The 20,243-nt window shown below is 50.7% G+C and carries 14 protein-coding genes; 7 read left to right on the forward strand and 7 right to left on the reverse strand.

Going from position 1 to position 20,243, the window contains the following annotated elements:
• Positions 1-123 precede the first annotated feature (123 nt).
• Positions 124-1,353 carry a multidrug effflux MFS transporter gene (locus HMPREF2675_RS01270; RefSeq protein ID WP_070813789.1) on the forward strand — a complete coding sequence of 410 codons (1,230 nt, stop codon included), beginning with the start codon at positions 124-126 and terminating at the stop codon, positions 1,351-1,353.
• A 61-nt stretch (positions 1,354-1,414) separates the two neighbouring features.
• Positions 1,415-2,224, forward strand: coding sequence for a glutamate racemase (gene murI / locus HMPREF2675_RS01275; protein WP_003747483.1), 810 nt, complete (start codon positions 1,415-1,417; stop codon positions 2,222-2,224).
• A 70-nt stretch (positions 2,225-2,294) separates the two neighbouring features.
• Here murI and pgmB read toward each other — a convergent pair whose 3' ends face one another.
• The 3 genes from pgmB to HMPREF2675_RS01290 form a co-directional block, all read right to left on the reverse strand.
• Positions 2,295-2,960: a beta-phosphoglucomutase gene (pgmB, locus tag HMPREF2675_RS01280; RefSeq protein WP_070813790.1), complete on the reverse strand. Its 666-nt coding sequence runs from the start codon at positions 2,958-2,960 to the stop codon at positions 2,295-2,297.
• Positions 2,961-2,972: 12 nt separating this feature from the next.
• Positions 2,973-5,231, reverse strand: a complete 2,259-nt coding sequence (locus tag HMPREF2675_RS01285; protein ID WP_070813791.1) for a glycoside hydrolase family 65 protein — start codon at positions 5,229-5,231, stop codon at positions 2,973-2,975.
• 74 nt (positions 5,232-5,305) lie between these two features.
• Positions 5,306-6,658, reverse strand: coding sequence for an SLC45 family MFS transporter (locus tag HMPREF2675_RS01290; RefSeq protein ID WP_070813792.1), 1,353 nt, complete (start codon positions 6,656-6,658; stop codon positions 5,306-5,308).
• Between the two features lie 340 nt (positions 6,659-6,998).
• Between HMPREF2675_RS01290 and ettA the strand changes: the two genes are divergently transcribed.
• On the forward strand, positions 6,999-8,675 hold the full coding sequence (ettA, locus tag HMPREF2675_RS01295; protein WP_003747462.1) for an energy-dependent translational throttle protein EttA: 1,677 nt from the start codon (positions 6,999-7,001) through the stop codon (positions 8,673-8,675).
• A 65-nt stretch (positions 8,676-8,740) separates the two neighbouring features.
• On the opposite strand, the gene HMPREF2675_RS01300 is transcribed toward ettA, so the two are convergent.
• A complete protein-coding gene (locus HMPREF2675_RS01300) occupies positions 8,741-9,376 on the reverse strand; it encodes a multidrug efflux system transcriptional repressor MtrR (protein WP_070462000.1) in 636 nt (211 codons plus the stop codon).
• 226 nt (positions 9,377-9,602) lie between these two features.
• Here HMPREF2675_RS01300 and HMPREF2675_RS01305 point away from each other — a divergent pair, with 226 nt between their 5' ends.
• The 3 genes from HMPREF2675_RS01305 to HMPREF2675_RS01315 are packed head-to-tail and all read left to right on the forward strand — an operon-like array spanning position 9,603 to position 15,558.
• Positions 9,603-10,871, forward strand: a complete 1,269-nt coding sequence (locus HMPREF2675_RS01305) for an efflux RND transporter periplasmic adaptor subunit (protein WP_070813793.1) — start codon at positions 9,603-9,605, stop codon at positions 10,869-10,871.
• Positions 10,872-10,882: 11 nt separating this feature from the next.
• A complete protein-coding gene (locus HMPREF2675_RS01310) occupies positions 10,883-14,095 on the forward strand; it encodes an efflux RND transporter permease subunit (RefSeq protein ID WP_070813794.1) in 3,213 nt (1,070 codons plus the stop codon).
• Positions 14,096-14,151: 56 nt separating this feature from the next.
• Positions 14,152-15,558, forward strand: a complete 1,407-nt coding sequence (locus tag HMPREF2675_RS01315; protein ID WP_141759934.1) for an efflux transporter outer membrane subunit — start codon at positions 14,152-14,154, stop codon at positions 15,556-15,558.
• Between the two features lie 74 nt (positions 15,559-15,632).
• On the opposite strand, the gene HMPREF2675_RS01320 is transcribed toward HMPREF2675_RS01315, so the two are convergent.
• Together HMPREF2675_RS01320 and HMPREF2675_RS01325 are read right to left on the reverse strand one after the other, a co-directional pair.
• On the reverse strand, positions 15,633-16,970 hold the full coding sequence (locus tag HMPREF2675_RS01320; protein WP_070813796.1) for a GTPase/DUF3482 domain-containing protein: 1,338 nt from the start codon (positions 16,968-16,970) through the stop codon (positions 15,633-15,635).
• Between the two features lie 574 nt (positions 16,971-17,544).
• Entirely contained in the window at positions 17,545-18,006 is a 462-nt protein-coding gene (locus tag HMPREF2675_RS01325) for a winged helix-turn-helix transcriptional regulator (RefSeq protein WP_003747450.1), read from the reverse strand.
• Positions 18,007-18,222: 216 nt separating this feature from the next.
• On the opposite strand from HMPREF2675_RS01325, the gene alr reads away from it, so the two are divergent.
• Positions 18,223-19,281 (forward strand): alanine racemase, encoded by a 1,059-nt coding sequence (gene alr / locus HMPREF2675_RS01330; protein ID WP_070813798.1) that lies wholly within the window; start codon positions 18,223-18,225, stop codon positions 19,279-19,281.
• 59 nt (positions 19,282-19,340) lie between these two features.
• On the opposite strand, the gene HMPREF2675_RS01335 is transcribed toward alr, so the two are convergent.
• A complete protein-coding gene (locus HMPREF2675_RS01335; RefSeq protein WP_070813799.1) occupies positions 19,341-20,084 on the reverse strand; it encodes a pseudouridine synthase in 744 nt (247 codons plus the stop codon).
• Positions 20,085-20,243 lie beyond the last annotated feature (159 nt).

Consider the following 20,243-nt stretch of genomic DNA (forward strand, 5'->3'; position numbering starts at 1 on the left):
AGGTTTTTTTGCAGTGATTGGACAGAGTTGAAATCTGCTATAATTCCATCTAATCCGCAACCGTCTGACAAGGCGGTTGTTTTCTTTGTTTTTTGAATATTTTTTACGAAAGCGAAAGTCGGGATGACTGCACAACAAGCCCCTTTGGGCGAAAAAACCATGGCCGTGCTGATGGCGATGTTGGTCGCGCTGATGCCGTTTTCTGTCGATGCTTATCTGCCTGCGATTCCCGAAATGGCGAAGTCGCTGGGTTCGGACATCCACCGTATTGAGCAAAGCCTGAGCTTTTTTATGTTTGGCGTGGCGTTTGGTCAGGTAGTCGGCGGTTCGATTTCGGATATTAAAGGCCGCAAACCTGTCGCCTTGGTGGGCTTGAGCATTTACTTTGCCGCCGTTATCGGTTTGACGATGGTGAATAATGTCGAGCAGCTGTTGAACTTGCGTGCCGTGCAGGCGTTTGGCGCGGGGATGACCGTGGTGATTTCCGGCGCGATGGTGCGCGATTATTATTCCGGACGCAAAGCCGCGCAGATGTTTGCCTTAATCGGCATTATTTTGATGATTGTGCCGCTGATGGCGCCGATGATTGGTGCGGGCTTGCAGAATTTGGGCGGCTGGCGCATGATTTTCGGTTTTCTGGCCTGCTATTCGCTGCTGCTTTGGGGATTGATGTGGTATTTCCTGCCCAAGCCGCACCAAAAAGGCAAAATCAGCATGGACGTGTTCGGCGTGGTGGCCGGCAGGTTTAAACGCGTTTTGAGAACGCGGGCCGCGATGGGCTATTTGTTTTTCCAAGCTTTCAGTTTTGGTTCGATGTTTGCCTTTTTGACCGAATCGTCGTTCGTGTACCAACAACTGTATCATGTTTCACCAAACCAATATGCTTGGATATTTGCGCTTAATATCATTACCATGATGTCGTTTAACCGCGTTACTGCATGGCGTTTGAAAACCGGTACGCATCCGCAAAACATCCTCAAATGGGGCATTATCGTCCAATTTGCCGCCAATCTGCTGATGACGGTTTTGGTATTGTCGCTGTCTCTGCCGCCTTTGTGGGCTTTGGTACTGTGCGTGATGTTTTCAGTCGGTACGCAAGGCTTGGTCGGTGCGAACACTCAAGCCTGCTTTATGAGCTATTTCAGCGCAGAGGGCGGCAGTGCAAATGCGGTTTTAGGCGTGTTCCAATCCCTCATCGGCGCATCGGTCGGCATGGCAACGACTTGGCTGCACAATGGTTCTGCCTTAGTGATGGCCGGTATGATGTTGAGCTCGACTGTGTGCGGTATCGTACTGTTGTGGATTTGCTCGCATCAGGCTTGGGTAGAAAACGATAAAAAAGAATATGTTTAACCTTCAGGCCGTCTGAAAAACGGTTTCAGACGGCCTCAACGCTATATTGAAGAAATTAACCATGAGTACCAGCAAACAACGCCCCATCGGCGTATTCGATTCCGGCGTCGGCGGTTTGACCAACGTCCGCGCCCTGATGGAACGCCTGCCAATGGAAAACATCATCTATTTCGGCGACACCGCACGCGTTCCCTACGGCACCAAATCCCGCGCCACCATCGAAACCTTCGCCATGCAGATTGTCGATTTCCTGCTGGAAAACGATGTCAAAGCACTCGTCATCGCGTGCAACACCATCGCCGCCGTTGCCGGACAGAAAATCCGTCAAAAAGCAGGCAATATGCCCGTATTGGACGTCATCTCCGCCGGTGCTGAAGCCGCTTTGCAAACCACCAAAAACAACCGAATCGGCATTATCGCAACCAACACTACCGTCAACAGCAATGCCTACGCACGCGCCATCCATTCGCAAAACAACGACACGCTGGTGCGCACGCAAGCCGCGCCCCTGCTTGTGCCATTGGTGGAAGAGGGCTGGCTCGATCACGAAGTCACCCGCCTGACCGTGCGCGAATACCTGAAGCCGCTTTTGGCTGACGACATCGATACGCTGGTGTTGGGTTGTACCCACTTCCCACTGCTCAAACCGCTTATCGGCCGCGAAGCACAAAACGTTACCTTGGTCGATTCCGCCATTACCACCGCCGAAGCCACCGCCAAAGCCTTGGCGCAAGCAGGTTTGCTGAATACAGAAAACGACAATCCGGATTACCGCTTCTACGTCAGCGACATCCCCCTGCGCTTCCGCACCATCGGCGAACGTTTCTTGGGTAGGAGTATGGAACAGATTGAGATGGTAACGTTGGGTTGATTGGAAATATTAAAGGCCGTCTGAAAACCTGAATCAGGTTTTCAGACGGCCTTTTTACTTCCTTAGTATTTTACCTGCCTGACTGTTCCCACACGTTTTGCAGGTAGGCGTAGGTCAGCTCAGAGGTGCCGGACACCAGCGCGATGTCGCTGCCCAAGTCTTCGGCTTTGCCCACGCCAATAGGCAAGGCGCCGGCGGCTTTGATGGCGGCGACGCCGGCGGCGGCGTCTTCGATGCCGATGCAGCGGCGGATGTCCGCGCCCACGCCCTCGGCGGCGGCGAGGAAGATGTCGGGGGCAGGTTTGGAATGCGCGACGGCGGCAGGGTCGGCAATGGCGTCGAAGAAGTGGGTCAGCCCCATGCGTTCGAGCAGGAACGGGCCGTTTTTACTGGCGGACGCGAGGGCGATTTTTTTGCCGTTTGCTTTCAATGCTTCCAGCAGGGGCAAAATGCCGGGATACACGTCTTCGGGTTTGACTGCCTGAATCATCTCCAAGTAGTTGTCGTTTTTGCGGCGGGTCAGTTCGGCGAACTCGGCTTCGCCGACGGTTTTGTCGCCGTGCGCGAGGATGCGTTTGAGCGAATCGTCTCGCGATACGCCTTTGAGCTGCTCGTTAAACTTGCGGTCAATACTGATGCCCAGTTCTTCGGCGAGCTTTTTCCATGCGCGGTAGTGGTATTCGGCGGTGTCGGTGATGACACCGTCGAGGTCAAACAGGACTGCGGTGAAAGTCATTTTGCGCCCTCCTTATTTTTCCAACGCGACAGTGTGGCTGCCGTTGAGCGTGATGTCTTTGCCGTACACCTGCAAATCGAGCGGCTCGCCTTTGAGCAGGGTGAAGACGACGTTTTCTTTGCCGACGGCAACTTTAATTAGACGGCCGCGGTAGTTGATGTGGAAGGCATAGCCTGTCCACGCACTCGGCAGGAACGGTGCGAAGCTGAGTTTGCCGCCCCAGGTTTTCATTTGGGCGAAACCTTGGACGATGGCAAGCCACGAGCCGGTCATGGAGGTGATGTGCAGGCCGTCTTCGGTGTCGTTGTTGTAGTTGTCCAAGTCCAAGCGGGCGGTGCGCTGGTACATTTCCACGGCTTTTTCTTCTTTGCCCAGTTCGGCGGCGAGAATGGCGTGGATACACGGCGACAACGAGCTTTCGTGCACGGTCATCGGTTCGTAGAAGTCGAAGTTGCGGCGTTTTTCGTCGATATTGAAACGGTCGCCGAAGAAATAGATGCCTTGCAAGACGTCCGCCTGTTTGATGAAGGGCGAACGCAAGATTTTGTCCCACGACCATTTCTGGTTGAGCGGCAAATCGTCGGGCGAAAGCGCGGACACGGGGCGGATGTCTTTGTCGAGGAAGCCGTCGTGCTGAACGAATACGCCGAGTTCTTCGTCATGCGGACGGTACATATTCGCGCTGATGTCCGCCCATTTTTCCAGCTCGGTGGCACTCACGTTCAAATCCGGACGCGGGTATTTCGCCAGGGCTTCGCGGGTGTAGTCCAATACCCATGCGGCGAGGGTGTTGGTGTACCAGTTGTTGTTGATGTTGTTTTCGTATTCGTTCGGGCCGGTTACGCCGTGAATCATGTATTTGCCGTTGCGTTTGGAGAAGTGGACGCGGTCCGCCCAGAAGCGGGACACTTCGACCAAGACTTCCAAGCCTTCTTTGGCAAGATAGCTTTCATCGCCGGTGTAGTTGGTGTAGTTGTAGATGGCGTAAGGGATTGCGCCGTTGCGGTGGATTTCCTCGAAGGTGATTTCCCATTCGTTATGGCACTCGATACCCGTAAACGTTACCATCGGATAGAGCGCGCCCGCCAAACCCTGTTCGCGCGCGTTGTGCTGCGCCTGCGGCAGTTGGTTGCGGCGGTATTGCAGCAGGTTGCGGGTAACTTCGGGCTCCGCCAGTGCGAGGTAGAGCGGTACGGCGTAGGCTTCGGTATCCCAATAGGTCGCGCCGCCGTATTTTTCGCCGGTAAAGCCTTTGGGGCCGATGTTCAGGCGCGCGTCTTCGCCGTAGTAGGTGGAGAACAGTTGGAACAGATTGAAGCGGATACCCTGCTGCGCTTCGTCGCTGCCTTCGATGACCACGTCGGCGATTTCCCAACGGTGCAACCAGCCTGCTTTGTGCGCCTCCAGCAAGGTTTCAAACGCAACGCCTGCAATTTTTTCCGACAAGGCGCGGCCTGCAGCTTTCACCGCTTCCAAGCCCTGATAATCGCGGCTGGTGGTAACAATCACGCGTTTTTCAAAGGTTTCGGGTGTGCCGCCGACTTCGGCTTCGAAAGAATTAGAAACTTGCCAGTCGGTTTGGCTGCCGCCGAGGGCTTTGAAGCTGCCGGCGAAGGTTTGCTCGGCGTTGACGATGAATTGTTCCACGCCGAAAGGATTGGCGACGGTTTGGGTGGCAATGTATGAGTGGTCGTCTGAAACGCCTTTGTCCAATACCTGCCAGAATTTTTCTTCGTAGTTGGAGTCTTCGTTTTTCACGTCGGCATCGATGATGGAATCGATGCGGACTTGGTGGGTTTTGCCGTCAACGGATACGGCTTCCCAGCGGATGAGAGCCAGTTCTTTTTGCGCGACGGATAGGAATTTGCACACATCGAAACGCACGCCGAATACGGTGAACGAGCGGCGCAACACGCCGTGTTGCATATCGAGTTCGACGGAGAAGTCGGCAACGTCGTTTTTCGCCAAGTCCACTTCCTGCTCGTCGACAAAGATTTTGACTTTGCTGAAATTGAGCGCATTGATGGCTTTGCCGAAATATTTAGGATAGCCGTTTTTCCACCAGCCGACGCGGGTTTTGTCGGGGAACCACACACCGGCGATGTAGGTGCCCAAGTGGCTGTCGGCGGAGTAGGTTTCTTCAAAGCTGCCGCGCATGCCCATATAGCCGTTGCCCAAACTGGTCAGGCTCTCTTGCAGCCGTTTGTGTTCTTTTTCCAGTTTTGCCGAACGCAGCGTCCAAGGGCTGATTTCCATGATTCTTGTATACATTTATGAAGCTCCTGTTATTAAAATTGTAAGTTCGGCAAAGGTTTCAGACGGCCTTTGCCGATGGTATGGATGGATTATTCGCCGTGGGTTTCTTTAATCAGACAGACTGAGAAGGCTCCCAGCAGCAAGACTGCGCCTGCAACCAAGAACATGGTTGCCTGATGGCTGCCCAGCATAGGGAAGAGGATAAAGCTCAGCAGGGAGGCGACGATTTGAGGCATACAGATAGAGCCGTTGAATAGGCCCAAATAAGTACCCATGTGTTTGCCTGAGAGGGCATTGGTCACAATCGTCAAAGGATAGGTAATGATACCGGCCCACGCAATACCGATTAAGGTATAAGACAACACCAGTGCGTATTGATTGCTGATGAAGAAAACGGAGAAGAAACCGAGTGCACCCAAAGCCAAGCAACCGAAATAACCGACTTTATGGTATTGATTCGGTACTTTTGCCAGAATAAACGAGCAGATAACGGCAGCAATGGATTGTACCGCCGCCAAAACGCCGTACCAGTTGCCCGCTTCCTGATAGCCTACGGAGGAGGCATCAGTTGTCTGCCAAACGTTTTCTGCAATCGCGCCTGCCGAGTAAGTCCACATATATTGGAAGGCGAACCAGCAGAAGAATTGCACCAAAGTCACCGTCCAAAACGCTTTAGGTGCGGTTTTTAAGAGTTCGAACCAGTTGGCTTTTTCCTGATTTGCGGCTACGTCGATGCCGTGGTAGCGGGCGTAGGTTTCCGGATCATACTCTTTGACTTTGAAGATGGTGAACGCACTGGTAATAATCAGCAACGCTGCGCCCACATAGAATGCTACGACCACGGTCTGCGGCACGACGCCTTTTTCGGCCGTGTTCGCCAAACCGATATACGCAAACACAAACGGCAGAATCGCCGCCACAACCGCGCCCGTATTCGCTAAGAAACTTTGAATCCCGTAGGCGTAGCTTTTCTGCTCCTCGTTGACCATGTCGCCGACCATCATTTTAAACGGCTGCATTGCCATATTGGAGGATACGTCCAACAGCGCAATCATCAGCGCACCAAACGACAAAGCCGCCAAGGAAGCGTAGCCAAAACCGAAGCTGCCCGAGTTCGGCATCAGAATCATGACGATAACCGCAATCAGCGTACCGTAAAGCAGATAGGGCAGACGGCGGCCGCCCAGGCGCGGCATCCAGGTGCGGTCTGAGTAGTAGCCCACAATCGGCTGAACCAACATACCGGCCAGCGGCGGCAGAATGAAAAACCAGCCCAAATTGTGCGGGTCGGCGCCTAAAGTTTGAAAAATTCGGCTCATTTGTGAGCTTTGCAGGGTAAAGGCCGTCTGAACGCCGAGATAGCCGAAGCTCAGCATCCAAATCGTACTTTTTGCCAGTGACGGCAAACCTTGTTTTGCTGTTTTTTGCGTATGTTCCGACATGAGGTAAATCCTTTTTTTGAAAAGTATTTTTATTGAGAAATCTGAAATGTTCCTTGGTGTGGTGTTCTCTGTCGTTATTGTTTGTGTACGTACTTTCAAGGATATAGGTGCATTTTATGAAGCGCGCCAGATATTGGCAATGCCAGTTCAAGGATAAACTGGCTTAAATCAAATTTTCTGCGGTTTGGCATTGATACCGTCGGGCAATGAGGGTATTGGTTCGGCTCGGTGTATATTTTGATGCTTATTTCTATTTTCAGACGGCATTTGAACAAGCAAGTATTTGGGCAATAGGTTAAAATGGGCCGTCTGAAATTTGTTTGACGGAAACGAGAAAACTATGTCCCAACAATACGTCTATTCTATGCTGCGCGTGAGCAAGGTTGTGCCGCCACAAAAAACCATTATTAAAGACATTTCCCTTTCATTTTTCCCCGGTGCAAAAATCGGTTTGCTCGGTTTGAACGGTGCGGGTAAATCTACTGTACTGCGGATTATGGCGGGCGTGGATAAAGAATTTGAGGGCGAGGCCGTGCCGATGGGCGGCATCAAAATCGGCTATCTGCCGCAAGAACCGGAGCTTGATCCTGAGAAAACCGTACGAGAGGAAGTGGAAAGCGGTTTGGGCGAAGTGGCTGCCGCGCAGAAACGCTTGGAAGAAGTGTATGCCGAGTATGCCAATCCTGATGCGGATTTTGACGCGTTGGCGGAAGAACAAGGCCGTCTGGAAGCGATTATTGCGGCGGGTTCATCTACCGGCGGAGGTGCAGAGCATGAATTAGAAATCGCTGCCGACGCGCTGCGCCTGCCTGATTGGGATGCCAAAATCGGCAATCTGTCCGGCGGTGAAAAACGCCGCGTTGCTTTGTGCAAACTCTTGTTGAGCAAACCCGATATGCTGCTGCTGGACGAGCCGACCAACCACTTGGACGCGGAATCTGTCGAATGGCTGGAGCAATTCTTGGTACGCTTCCCTGGTACCGTGGTTGCGGTAACGCATGACCGCTACTTCTTGGACAACGCCGCCGAATGGATTTTGGAACTCGACCGCGGCCATGGTATTCCGTGGAAAGGCAATTACTCGTCTTGGCTGGAGCAGAAAGAAAAACGCTTGGAAAACGAGGCGAAATCAGAAGCTGCGCGCGTGAAGGCGATGAAGCAGGAATTGGAATGGGTGCGCCAAAATGCCAAAGGCCGCCAAGCCAAGTCTAAAGCGCGTTTGGCGCGTTTTGAGGAAATGAGCAACTACGAATACCAAAAACGCAACGAAACTCAGGAAATCTTTATTCCTGTTGCCGAGCGTTTGGGTAACGAAGTAATTGAATTTGTGAACGTTTCCAAATCGTTCGGCGATAAAGTGCTGATTGACGATTTGAGCTTTAAAGTACCTGCGGGCGCGATTGTCGGCATCATCGGTCCGAACGGCGCGGGTAAATCTACGCTGTTTAAAATGATTTCAGGCAAAGAGCAGCCTGATTCCGGCGAAGTGAAAATCGGTCAAACCGTGAAAATGAGCTTGATCGACCAAAGCCGCGAAGGTTTGCAAAACGACAAAACCGTGTTCGACAACATCGCCGAAGGCCGCGATATTTTGCAGGTTGGTCAGTTTGAAATTCCAGCCCGCCAATATTTGGGACGCTTTAACTTCAAAGGCAGCGACCAAAGCAAAATTGCGGGGCAACTTTCCGGCGGCGAACGCGGCCGTCTGCACTTGGCAAAAACTTTGTTGAGCGGCGGTAATGTCTTACTGCTGGACGAACCGTCCAACGACCTCGACGTAGAAACCCTGCGCGCGCTGGAAGACGCATTGTTGGAATTTGCCGGTAGCGTGATGGTGATTTCGCACGACCGCTGGTTCCTCGACCGTATCGCTACGCATATCTTGGCTTGTGAAGGCGACTCTAAATGGGTGTTCTTCGACGGTAACTATCAGGAATACGAAGCCGACAAGAAACGCCGTTTGGGCGAAGAGGGCGCGAAACCGAAACGTATCCGTTACAAACCGGTAACACGTTAAGCAGGTTTGAACCAAAAGGCCGTCTGAAACTTTTAATGTTTCAGACGGCCTTTTATTTTTGATGTTTATGATTGTTTTCTTAATTGCGGATGGTTTTCCAATGTATCAATGATGATTTCAATCATGCGTGGGGCAGTTTGAGCTAAATCGAAGCCTTGACCTGAAGAAAGCCAGCGCCAAATAAAGCCGTCTAATGAAGACTTGATGAAGATGACTGCCATATCGATATCCAAATTATCCGCCAACGCTTTTTGTTGTACCGCATCAGTCAGGACAGCAACGATTTTTTCACGCCATAGTGATTGGTGTTTTTTAGCGATGGCAATGACCGCCTCGTTTTGCTCGGTGTGTTCGCATTTTAAAAACAAAATGCTGTGGAATTTATAGTGAAGCTCGTTGTGTTGCAGGCGCTCGAAAAAACGGGTCAGGGTCAGTCGGAAGCTTGACCAAGCCTGTTCGTTATTGTTGTTCGAGTCTTCTTTTATGCAGCTTTCGATGTCGTCGCAAATCCGTTGGAACAAGGCGTCAAACAAATCTTCTTTGTTTTTGAAATGCCAATACAGCGCGCCGCGCGTTACGCCTGCGGCTTGGGCAATTTCGTTAAGCGAGGTGCGGGCAATGCCTTTCTGATAAAACGTATCCAATGTGGCAAGCATGAGATATTCTTTGGTTTTTAAGGCTTCGGTTTTGGTTCTTCTCATAGTTGTTTTGTAGGAAATGTAAATTTATGGTTCGGATTATAAAAAATTACTTCTGAACATGCAAGAATGTATGTATAATTCAATTTAATATTATATAGTGTTTCTCAACACTATATAATCAGCCTGTTTTTCACAAAAGCAGGCAATTTCTGCTTATGAAATATGAAATTAAAGTAATCAATTTTTAATTAGTCAAACCCTTATTTATCATAGAGATAGGAAAATTATGGCTCTTTATGCTTCTAAAATGATGCGTGTCGCGGCGATTGCGGCGGCTACTGCATTGGCGCTTTCTGCTTGCGGCAAAGGCGATGAGAAGGCAGCCGGCCAACAGGCGCAAGGCAGTCAGCAACAGCAAAATCAACCTGCGCCTGAAGTCCGCGTGGTTACCGTGCATCCGGAAACCGTTGCATTGACAACCGAGTTGCCGGGCCGTCTGGAATCGTTGCGTACTGCCGAAGTTCGCGCCCAAGTCGGCGGTATTTTGCAAAAACGCCTGTTCCAAGAAGGCAGCTATGTGCAAGCCGGTCAGCCTTTGTACCAAATCGACAGCTCAACTTATGAAGCAAACTTAGAAAGCGCACGCGCCCAGTTGGCGAGTGCGCAAGCTACTTTGGCCAAAGCGAATGCCGACTTGGCCCGCTACAAACCGCTGGTTGCCGCCGATGCCATCAGCCAACAAGAATACGATGCGGCCGTAACCGCCAAGCGCTCAGCCGAAGCAGGCGTCAAATCCGCTCAAGCAGCCATCAAATCTGCCGGTATCAGCCTGAACCGCTCCCGCATTACTGCGCCGATTTCCGGCTTTATCGGTCAATCTAAAGTTTCTGAAGGTACGCTGCTGAATTCCGGCGATACCACTGTTTTGGCCACTATCCAACAAACCAATCCGATGTATGTCAACGTTACCCAGTCTGCGAGTGAGGTCATGAAACTGCGTCAACAGGTTGCCGAAGGCAAATTGTTGGCGGCAAACGGCGCGATTGCAGTGGATATCAAATTTGACGACGGTACGGTTTACCCTGAAAAAGGCCGTCTGCTGTTTGCAGATCCGACTGTCAACGAAACAACCGGTCAAATTACCTTGCGCGCCGCCATTCCTAACGACAGAAATATCTTGATGCCGGGCTTGTATGTGCGCGTGTTGATGGAGCAAGTGGCAGTAGATAATGCATTTGTAGTGCCGCAACAAGCAGTTACCCGCGGTTCGCAAGATACTGTGATGGTAGTGAATGACAAGAGCGAAATGGAAGCGCGTGTCGTGACCATTGCCCAACAGCAAGGTAGCAATTGGGTTATTACAGACGGCCTTAAAGACGGCGACAAAGTGATTGTTGAAGGCATCAGCATTGCCGCTATGTCGGGTGCTAAACAGGTAACGCCGAAAGAATGGACGCCGCCTGCAAGCGCTGCGGCAGCAACACCGGCAGTTTCAGACGGCCAAGCTGCATCCGAGGCCAAGCCTGAAGCTAAAGCTGCATCTGAAGCCAAATAAGGAACGCGTGAATGTCTAAGTTTTTTATTGACCGCCCCATCTTTGCATGGGTTATTGCGATTTTTATCATCGCAGCGGGTATTTTCGGCATTCAAAAACTGCCGATTTCCCAATATCCGTCCGTTGCTGCACCGACCATTACTTTGCGCGCTACTTATCCGGGCGCTTCTGCTCAGGTAATGGAAGACAGCGTACTGGCCGTTATCGAACGTAATATGTATGGTGTGGAAGGTTTGGACTATATGACGACTTCTGCCAATTCCAGCGGCAGCGGCAGCGTCAGTCTGACGTTTACACCGGAAACCAATGAAGATTTGGCGCAGGTAGACGTGCAGAACAAATTGTCGGAAGTGTTGTCCACATTGCCCTCTACCGTACAACAATATGGTGTAACCGTATCTAAGGCGCGTTCCAACTTCTTGCAAGTGGTCATGCTTTCTTCTGAAAAGCAATCCATTGAGGAAATGAACGATTACGCCCAGCGCAATATCATTCCTGAACTGCAGCGTATCGACGGCGTAGGGCAGGTACAATTGTTTGGTGCGCAACGCGCCATGCGTATTTGGGTTGACCCGAAAAAACTGCAAAACTACAACCTGTCTTTTGCAACGGTAACCAACGCACTGGCTACTCAAAATATCCAAATTTCTGCAGGCTCTATCGGCTCTTTGCCGGCGGCTGCAGGCCAGACTATTTCGGCAACTGTGACGGCGCAAGGTCAGCTGAGCACTGCTGAAGAGTTTGGCAACATCATTTTGGTATCCAATACCGATGGTTCTAATGTCTATCTGAAAGACGTTGCCAAAGTCAGCTTGGGTATGCAGGACTATTCTACTTCCACACGTTTGAACGGCGTGAATACCACCGGTATGGCAGTGATGCTGTCCAACAGCGGTAACGCTTTGGCAACGGCGACTGCCGTGAAAGAAAAAATGGCAGTTTTGCAGAAGTATTTTCCAGACGGCATGAGCTGGAAAGTTCCTTACGATACTTCCAAATTTGTGGAAATTTCGATTGAGAAAGTGATCCATACGCTTTTGGAAGCCATCGTATTGGTATTCTTAGTGATGTATCTCTTCCTGCAAAACATCCGCTATACGCTGATTCCGACCATTGTTGTACCGATTTCCCTGTTGGGCGGTTTTGCCTTTATCTCATATATGGGTATGTCGATTAACGTATTGACCATGTTTGCGATGGTATTGGTAATTGGTATTGTGGTCGATGATGCGATTGTGGTCGTTGAAAACGTTGAGCGTATTATGGCGAGCGAAGGTCTGTCGCCTAAGGCTGCAACCAAAAAAGCGATGGGTCGGATTTCCGGCGCGGTGATTGGTATTACTGCCGTGTTGATGTCCGTATTTGTTCCGCTGGCAATGTTTAGCGGTGCAACCGGTAACATTTACAAACAATTTGCCTTGACCATGGCGGCATCGATTGCATTCTCCGCATTCCTTGCCTTGACGCTGACTCCGGCATTATGTGCCACCATGCTCAAACCGATTCAGAAGGGTCATCACGAAGAGAAAAAAGGTTTCTTCGGTTGGTTTAACAAAAAATTCGACAACTGGACGCACGGCTACGAAGGCTGGGTTGCCAAAGTCTTGCGCAAGACTTTACGCATGATGGTTGTCTATATTGGTTTGACTGTTGTGGGCGTATTCCTGTTTATGCGTCTGCCGACTTCCTTCTTGCCGACTGAAGACCAAGGTAACTTGATGTTGAGCGTACAGCTGCCTGCCGGCGCGACCAAAGAGCGTACCGATGCAACTTTGGCTCAAATCACTCAACTGGCGAAATCTGTACCTGAGATCGAGAACATTATTACCGTTTCCGGCTTTAGTTTTAGCGGTTCCGGCCAAAACATGGCTTTGGGCTTTGTCATTCTGAAAGACTGGAGCGAACGTACTGCTCCGGGCAGCGATGCGACTTCTATTTCCGGTAAGTTGACCGGCATGATGATGGCTACGCTGAAAGACGGTTTCGGTTTGGCGATTGTGCCTCCTGCCATTATGGAATTGGGTACAGGCTCCGGCTTGACGATTTACCTGCAAGACCGTAACAACAGCGGCCATGCCGCATTATTGGCCAAGCGCAATGAGTTGATTGACAAAATGCGCAAAAGCGGTTTGTTTAACCCAAGTACCGTTCGTGCGAGCGGTTTGGAAGATGCGCCGCAGTTGAAAATCGACATCAACCGTTCCGCCGCAGCCGCACAAGGTATTTCGTTCTCTGATATCCGTACTGCTTTGGCTTCTTCTTTGGGTTCGTCTTATGTCAATGACTTCCCGAATCAAGGCCGTCTGCAACGCGTGATGGTACAAGCTGATGCGAGTGCCCGTATGCAGCCTGCCGATATTCTGAACCTGACCGTACCGAACAAATCCGGCGTGGCCGTACCGCTTTCTACCATTGCTACTGTTTCTTGGGAAAACGGTATGGAACAAAGCGTCCGCTTCAATGGTTATCCGGCAATGGAGCTTTCCGGCTCGCCTGTTAATGGCGTATCTTCCGGTCAGGCCATGGCTGCGGTACAGCAAATGGTGGATGAAATGGGCGGCGGTTACAGTCTGGAATGGGGTGGTCAGTCTCGTGAAGAGGCTAAAGGCGGCTCGCAAACTGTCGTATTGTACGCATTGGCCGCTGCCGCTGTATTCTTGGTATTGGCTGCTTTGTACGAAAGCTGGTCTATCCCGTTGGCGGTTATCCTTGTGATTCCGTTGGGCTTGATTGGCGCGGCATTGGGTGTGACTGGCCGTAACATGTTTGAAGCATTACTGGGCAGTATTCCGGCATACGCCAACGATATCTACTTCCAAGTCGGTTTCGTTACGGTGATGGGTTTGAGTGCGAAAAACGCGATTTTGATTATCGAGTTTGCCAAAGACCTGCAAGCGCAAGGCAAGAGCGCGCTTGAAGCTGCGCTTGCCGCCGCACACCTGCGTTTCCGTCCGATTATCATGACTTCGTTCGCCTTCATCTTGGGTGTGGTACCGCTCTATGTTGCCAGCGGTGCCAGCTCCGCCAGCCAACGTGCGATTGGTACGACCGTGGTCTGGGGTATGTTGATCGGTACGATTCTGTCTGTGTTCCTTGTGCCTTTGTTCTATGTGGTTGTGCGCAAATTCTTTAAAGAAACCGCACACGAGCATGAGATGGCCGCCAAACACGCCGCTGAAGCCGGCATGATTGAAGACGGTAAACAAGATTCAGACAAGCACTAAAGCAAAGGCCGTCTGAAAAATTTTCAGACGGCCTCAAAATGCTAAAGGATTCTAAAATGAAGAAGATTACATTCAAACCTGTACTGACCGCCGTTGCCGCCGCCGTGGCTTTGTCGGCCTGTACCATGATGCCGAAATATGAGCAGCCTCAAGTTGCCGTGGCCGATACGTTTAAATACGACACTGTTGACGACGGTATCCGTGCCGCTGAATTGGGTTGGCAAGATTACTTTGCCGATCCGCGCCTTCACCGCCTGATCGACATCGCATTAGAACGCAATACCGATTTGCGTACAGCCGCACTGAATGCGGAAATCTACCGCAAGCAATATATGATTGCGCGTAATAACTTGTTGCCAACCGTCAATGCCAGCGGTACAGGTTCGCGTCAAGGCAGCTTGAGCGGCGGCAGCGTCAGCAGCCAATACAGCGTGGGTTTGGGCGCAGCCTCTTATGAACTTGACCTTTTCGGCCGTGTCCGCAGTACTAGCGAAGCCGCGTTGCAAGGTTATTTCAATGTGGCCGCCAACCGCGATGCCGCCCATCTGACCTTGATTTCTACCGTTGCCAAAGCCTACTTTAACGAACGCTACGCTGAAGAAACCATGGCATTGGCACAACGCGTATTGCAAACCCGTGAAGCGACTTACAAGCTTTCACAATTACGCCATAAGGCCGGTGTGATTTCCGCCGTTGATTTGCGCCAACAGGAAGCATTGATTGAATCAGCCAAAGCCGATTACGCATCCGCGGTAAAAAACCGCGAGCAAGCGCGCAATTCCTTGGCTATGTTGATTAATCAACCTTTGCCCGAAGATTTGCCTGCCGGTTTGCCTTTGAGCAAGCAGTTCAAATTGACCAAACTGCCTGCCGGTTTGAGTTCGGACGTGTTGCTCAACCGTCCGGATATCCGTGCGGCCGAACACGCGCTCAAACAAGCCAATGCCAATATCGGTGCGGCACGTGCGGCGTTTTTCCCACGCATCAGCCTGACCGGTTCGGTTGGTACCGCTTCCGGCGAGTTGAGCGGCCTGTTTAAGAGCGGCACAGGTATTTGGGCTTTTGCACCGTCCATCACATTGCCTATCTTTGACTGGGGCACAAACAAAGCCAATCTTGACGTAGCCAAACTGCGCCAACAGGCACAAATCGTTGCTTATGAAGCTGCTGTTCAATCCGCATTTAAAGACGTTTCTAATGCTTTGGTTGCGCGTGAACAGTTGGATAAAAGCTATGCCGCTTTGAGCAAACAAAGCCGTGCCTACAACGACAGCCTGCGCCTCATCAGCCTGCGCTACAAACATGGCGTATCCAGCGCATTGGATTTACTGGATGCCGAGCGCAGCAGTTACAGCGCAGAAACTGCTCTTTTGGCTAATCAGCTGACCCGTTTGGAAAACCTTGCCGACTTGTATAAAGCACTTGGCGGCGGTTTGAAACGAGAAACCAAAGCTGCTGAATAAGTATTTGCCTGCTAAGATTAAAAGGCCGTCTGAAACATTTGGGTTTCAGACGGCCTTTTTGTTATGCGGCAATTCTAAGCTTTTAATTTCTTGCTTAAAGTGGCGACATAGGCTGCGCGTTCGTTACGGCTGGCTTCGGGCTGGTGTGTGTTGAGCGAAGACCATTTGCGGTTGCTGCGTGCTTTATTGAGTTCGCTTGGCAATTTGGCCGCATTCCATGGCGCTTTGCGTTCTTTTAGTTCAATATGAGATTGAGCCGCATGGCCTCGTGTTTGCAAGACGTGCAACAAGTCCAGTGCGCGTGCGGCGAGCAGGGTAAGGGTCTCAGGATCAGTATGCAGGGTTTGTCGGCCGTTGATTTTGTCGGTGATGTCTTGGGCATTGGGCAAAATGCCGCCCAACAGTCCGCCGATGGCTGTGCCCAAACCAAGCGATCCGCCAAGCGTGGCAATATCCAAGCCTAAGCCGATGAGTGCGCCTGCGGTTGCGCCGGTACCGGTACGGATGCCGTAATGTTTGAGCAATTCGCTGTCAAACGGATCTTGTTTGAAGGCTTTGGGCATCCATGTGCTGTCGCTGCCGACTTCGTCGTGATAGAAGCGGTAAAGTGTGAACAGGCGTTGTTGCATTTGCCGCTCAAGTTGTCGGATTTCCGATTGCATGACTTCCAAAGTTGGTGCAGGGTCGTCGTTTTCGGCAATTTCTTGGGTGAATGCTGCGGCATCCAGCAGAAAATCGGCAATTTCACGGCGCGCTTCCGTATCCAGCCGCTGCCACTCGCGACGGCGCATATTGATGAGGCGGTCGAGGATGTCGCGCTTAGGTAACATGGTGGCAAGGTTGTCCCATAATCGGATTTCGCCTTCAAAGTCGAAGGCAACGGTATCGAAACCAGCGTAAACATGCAGGTTTCTGCGGGCGAGCATATTGGTCCAAGCGGTCAGGTCTTGATTTTGGGTGAAGTTGAACACGGGCATGATGGGCTTGGCGCACCAAGACAAAATGGTCAGCTCGTCTTTGTATTTGTTAAGGACGGGTTCCCGCGCGTCGATGACGTACATGGCCATATCGCTTTGCATGACTTGGCGCAGCACTTTGGCCTCTTGGTTGAACTCGTGATGCGCTTCATGATTGTTGAGGAATTGCTGGATGCGTTCGATGCCGTCATCGCGTGCAGATGTGTGGGTTTCCAGCCAGTCCAACACGCCGCCGGCATCTTCTAGGCCGGGGGTGTCGTAGAGATAAACCAAGCTGTCGTCACCGTCGTTGATGAGGGCTTCTTCGACATGGCGTGTGGTTGAGGGCGCATTTTTTACTTCGCCGAAGGTGCTGTCGCGCAAAAGCGTGCGTAAGAGTGAGGTTTTGCCTGTGTTGGTATGGCCGACGACGGCAAGGGAAAGTGGGGTGGTCATGGTTGTGGGTTGGGACGGATATGGGCTATGAATGTGTGAGTATGGGGCTGTTTGCCTGTAGTGGCAATATGTGTTTCAGACGGCCCTAAGTTCCCTTTATATATGGGCGAAAATAGCCAGAAAAAGAGGGGAATAGCGGATTTGTTGTTTTTTGGCAAAATGCTTGAAAATAGGTAGGAAAACAGTTGACAGTCGGGTAGAAGGCTAGGATAATTCGCGCCGTTGAGTTGCTTGATGCAGCTTGATTTTTCTCCTCTATTTCTCCTTTGTAGACTTGGCGCATATCGAAACGGTATGCGCATTTTTTTATCTGTATTGAAACATGATTACATTTAAGTTCTGTAAATTGGATAATTAAGAAACTTTACAAGAAAAATACTTGCACAGTTGAAGCTCTTGTTGCATAATTCGTTTCGTTAGCTGGTTCGAGTAGTCAGTTAATAGTTTCTCCTCTATTTCTCCTTTGTAGACTTGGCACACATTCTGTCGGATGTGTGCATTTTTTTTGCCTATTTAAAATAAAGGCCGTCTGAATGTTGTAATCTTTCAGACGGCCTTTGTTTGTTGAATAGAATTAGATGTCTAATACTACTTCTTCTTTGACTTCTTCCATCACAACATAGCTGCGGCTTTCGGCTGCAGCCGGCAGTTGCAGCAGGATATTGCCGAGCATATCGCGATAGGCGGACATATTGGGCAGGCGGACTTTGATGAGGTAATCGTATTCGCCGGAGACCAAGTGGCATTCCAAAATTTGCGGAATCTTTAGCACTTCGCGTTTGAAGTCTTCAAAAATATTGCCGGATTTGGAACGCAGTTTCAGCTCGACAAAGACCAAGAGGCTTTGACCTAAAGCATGAGGATTCAGATGGGCGTGATAGCCGGTAATAAGGTTGTCGCGTTCCAAGCGGCGGACGCGTTCGGTTACCGGCGTGGTAGAGAGGCCGACTTTTTCAGCCAATTCGGTCATGGGGATACGTGCGTTTTGTTGTAGGAGCTTGAGAATTTTTAAGTCAGTTTTGTCGAGTTCTTTCATGGTCTTGATGTCTGTCGTTTTCATTTGGATTGAATCATAACCTTAAAACAGCCTGAGAAGAAGCATAAATGCCTAAAGGCGCGCATGAGGTCCAAATTATGAATAGATTATTCTTGTGTATTTCATGGAATCCTGTGTAGTTTTTGACCTATAATATTTGCTTCAAAGTAATAGGGCAGGCCGTCTGAAACGGAATGTCGATAAGAGGAATACATTATGCGTCCGCTCAATGCGCAAATCCGTTTGGATAATTTACGTCAAAATTATCGTTTTCTCAAAGAGTTGCATGGCAATAAATTGTTGGCTGTAATTAAGGCCGATGCTTACGGGCATGGCGCGGTCAGATGTGCACACGCGTTGGCGGATATTGCCGACGGCTTTGCAGTGGCAACGGTAGATGAAGGCGTGGAATTGCGTCAAAACGGCATTAAAAATCCGATTGTTTTGTTGGAAGGCGTATTTGATGCTGCGGAGTATGCGGATGTTGACCGTTATGATTTGTGGCCGGCAATCGGCAGTCAGTGGCAGCTGGAGGCGTTTGCACATCATGAGTGGCAACGTCCGACAACCGTATGGCTGAAAATGGACTCTGGTATGCACCGTGCCGGTTTCTTTCCGCATAACTATGCCGCCGCCTATACGGCATTGAAACAATCCGAATCGGTTGAAAACATTGTGAAATTCAGCCATTTTGCCTGTGCGGACGAGCCGGAAAACGGCATGACCGAAATGCAACTTGAAGCATTTGATTTGGCCTGCGAGGGTTTGGAAGGCGAGGAGAGCCTGGCCAATTCCGCCGCGATTTTGAACGTGCCTGAAGCGCGCCGCGATTGGGGCCGTGCCGGTCTGGCCTTGTATGGTATTTCGCCTTTCGGCGGCGTGGATGAGCGTTTGAAACCTGTTATGCGTCTGACTTCCCGCGTTTTCGGCGAGCGTGTGTTGCAGCCACATTCACCGATTGGCTACGGCGCAACGTTCTACACCAGCAAATCTACCCGTGTCGGTTTGATTGCCTGCGGCTATGCCGACGGTTATCCGCGTCGCGCTTCTACTAATTCCCCTGTGGCGGTGGATGGCAAACGCAGCCGTATTATCGGCAGGGTATCTATGGATATGATTACGGTTGAGCTGGAAGCCTCTAAAGAAGGCTTGGGTGCGGAAGTCGAGCTTTGGGGCGATGTGATTAATATCAATGAAGTTTCCGAAGTTGCCGGTATGATTCCGTACGAAATCCTTTGCAATATTAAACGTGCGAAGTTTACTTATATTGAGTAAGCAGTCAAAGATAAGGCCGTCTGAAATGTGTTTTCAGACGGCCTTTTTGTTATCTGCAATTAAAACGATTCGTCAGCGCGTAAATAACGCCATTTGCCCGGCGGCAGTCTGCCGAGTTTGACTTTGCCCATGCGGATGCGTTTCAAACCGATGACGCGCAGGCCGACCAGTTCGCACATGCGGCGGATTTGGCGTTTTTTGCCTTGTCGCAAAATAAAGCGCAACTGGTCTTCGTTTTGCCATTCGACTTTGGCGGGGCGTAATTTTTCTCCGTCCAAACTCAAGCCGTGGTTGAGCAGGGCGAGGCCTTTGTCGTCCAGTTTGCCGCGGACGCGGACGAGGTATTCTTTTTCGCTGCTGCTGTTTTCGCCAATCAGCTGTTTGGCAATGCGGCCGTCCTGCGTGAGTACCAATAATCCGACAGAGTCAATGTCCAAGCGGCCGGCAGGGGCTAAGCCGAATTTATGCTTTTCGCTGAAAGGGATACGGTTGTCGTCGCCTTCCCAATGGTTGTCGGCGGTAATGAGTTCGGCGGCGGATTTATAGCCTTTTTCTGCCTGAGCGCTGACGTAGCCGACAGGTTTGTTCAGAAGGATGGTTACGCGCGCTGCTTGTTTTTCGTGGGCTTGTTTGTTGAGGTCGATGCGGTCGCGCTCGGTGACTTTTTGACCGAGTACGGCGGTTTGGCCGTTTACTTTGACCCAGCCTTGCTCGATGTAGCTGTCTGCCTCGCGGCGCGAGCATAAGCCTAATTGCGCCATGCGTTTGGAGAGGCGCATGGTTTCGGAATCGTTGTTTTGCATGGTATGGCAATATAGAGAAATGGGAATGTCGGATTATAGCATTGACCGTTTGTCAGGCCGTCTGAAAACTGAAGATTTGGGTTTTCAGACGGCCTTTCATTTGCGATATGTTAAGAAAATTTTAGTTTTAAAGTAAAAACTAAAGGGTGTATTGTCTGT

Source organism: Neisseria sp. HMSC061H08, from assembly GCF_001836795.1.
GTDB lineage: Bacteria > Pseudomonadota > Gammaproteobacteria > Burkholderiales > Neisseriaceae > Neisseria > Neisseria subflava_A.

Bases quoted from the DNA above. Each gene is read 5' to 3' on its own strand.
- HMPREF2675_RS01270 (WP_070813789.1), top strand. From the start codon at position 124: ATGACTGCACAACAAGCCCCTTTGGGCGAAAAAACCATGGCCGTGCTG.
- HMPREF2675_RS01310 (WP_070813794.1), top strand. From the start codon at position 10,883: ATGTCTAAGTTTTTTATTGACCGCCCCATCTTTGCATGGGTTATTGCG.
- murI (WP_003747483.1), top strand. From the start codon at position 1,415: ATGAGTACCAGCAAACAACGCCCCATCGGCGTATTCGATTCCGGCGTC.
- alr (WP_070813798.1), top strand. From the start codon at position 18,223: ATGCGTCCGCTCAATGCGCAAATCCGTTTGGATAATTTACGTCAAAAT.
- HMPREF2675_RS01285 (WP_070813791.1), bottom strand. From the start codon at position 5,231: ATGTATACAAGAATCATGGAAATCAGCCCTTGGACGCTGCGTTCGGCA.
- HMPREF2675_RS01315 (WP_141759934.1), top strand. From the start codon at position 14,152: ATGAAGAAGATTACATTCAAACCTGTACTGACCGCCGTTGCCGCCGCC.
- ettA (WP_003747462.1), top strand. From the start codon at position 6,999: ATGTCCCAACAATACGTCTATTCTATGCTGCGCGTGAGCAAGGTTGTG.
- HMPREF2675_RS01300 (WP_070462000.1), bottom strand. From the start codon at position 9,376: ATGAGAAGAACCAAAACCGAAGCCTTAAAAACCAAAGAATATCTCATG.
- HMPREF2675_RS01325 (WP_003747450.1), bottom strand. From the start codon at position 18,006: ATGAAAGAACTCGACAAAACTGACTTAAAAATTCTCAAGCTCCTACAA.
- HMPREF2675_RS01290 (WP_070813792.1), bottom strand. From the start codon at position 6,658: ATGTCGGAACATACGCAAAAAACAGCAAAACAAGGTTTGCCGTCACTG.
- HMPREF2675_RS01335 (WP_070813799.1), bottom strand. From the start codon at position 20,084: ATGCAAAACAACGATTCCGAAACCATGCGCCTCTCCAAACGCATGGCG.
- pgmB (WP_070813790.1), bottom strand. From the start codon at position 2,960: ATGACTTTCACCGCAGTCCTGTTTGACCTCGACGGTGTCATCACCGAC.
- HMPREF2675_RS01305 (WP_070813793.1), top strand. From the start codon at position 9,603: ATGGCTCTTTATGCTTCTAAAATGATGCGTGTCGCGGCGATTGCGGCG.
- HMPREF2675_RS01320 (WP_070813796.1), bottom strand. From the start codon at position 16,970: ATGACCACCCCACTTTCCCTTGCCGTCGTCGGCCATACCAACACAGGC.